This window comes from Streptomyces sp. NPDC014734, assembly GCF_043083325.1.
Classification (GTDB): Bacteria; Actinomycetota; Actinomycetes; order Streptomycetales; family Streptomycetaceae; genus Streptomyces.
The window spans coordinates 1-1,185 of record NZ_JBIBYN010000075.1; the positions used below are offsets into that span (position 1 = coordinate 1).

Below are 1,185 nucleotides of genomic sequence, written 5' to 3' on the forward strand. Positions count from 1 at the left end.
GGTTCCTGAACCGTCTGGAGGGCGAGACGTCATCGACGTACAACCTCCCGATCGCCCTGCGTCTCACCGGAACCCTCGACCGGGACGCCCTCGCCGCGGCTCTGCGCGATGTCATCACCCGCCACGAATCGCTGCGCACGGTCTTCCCCGAGGGCACCGACGGCACCCCGTACCAGGCGGTCGTCGACCCCGAGCAGGCATTCGTGCGTCTTGATGTCGTCAGTGTGCCGGAGGGGGAAGTGCCGTCGCTGGTGGCTGCCGAGGTCTCGCGCGGTTTTGACCTGGCCGTCGACCTTCCGGTGCGAGCACGGCTGTTCGCCGTGGACGAGGCCGCGCACGTCCTCGTTGTGGTGCTGCACCACATCGTCGGCGACGGCTGGTCCCTGGAACCCCTGGCGCGGGATCTCGCCGAGGCGTACGAGGCACGGAGCGCCGACCGTGCTCCGGAGTGGGAGCCGCTGCCGGTGCAGTACGCCGACTACGCGCTCTGGCAGCGCGAGCTGCTCGGCGACGAGAACGACCCCGACAGCATCCTCGGCCGACAGATCACTTACTGGACGGAACAACTGGCCGACCTGCCGGAGCAGCTGGAACTCCCGACGGACCGTCGACGCCCTGCCGTCTCCTCCTATCGTGGCGACAGCGTGACGTTCACGCTGGACGCGGAGTTGCACGGCCGTCTCGTCGGGCTGGCCCGCGAGTCCGGCGCCAGTGTTTTCATGGTGGTGCAGGCGGCCTTCGCCGCACTGCTGTCGCGGATGGGTGCGGGTACGGATATCCCGATAGGCTCGCCGGTGGCGGGCCGCACGGACGAGGCACTCGACGACCTCGTGGGCTTCTTCGTGAACACCCTTGTGTTGCGTACCGACCTGTCCGGCGACCCCACTTTCCGCGAACTGCTCGACCGCGTCCGCGAGACCGACCTGGCGGCGTACGCGCACCAGGACGTGCCCTTCGAGCACCTCGTCGAGATCCTCAACCCGATCCGCTCCATGGCCCGGAACCCTCTCTTCCAAGTGGCTCTGGCCTTCCAGAACCAGAACCAGTCCGACCTGCGGCTGCCCGGCCTCTCGCTGAGCACGGAGCAGAGCGACGGTGGCGCGGCGAAGTTCGATCTGTCACTGGGGTTGACCGAGCGGTTTGACGGTGAGGGTGCTCCGGCGGGTTTGGAGGGTGGTTTTGAGT

General features: G+C 67.9%; 1 protein-coding gene. It reads left to right on the forward strand.

What is annotated here, in order from left to right:
* On the forward strand, nucleotides 1-1,185 hold a 1,185-nt coding region (locus tag ACF1CT_RS37400), incomplete at both ends, for a condensation domain-containing protein (RefSeq protein ID WP_391788500.1).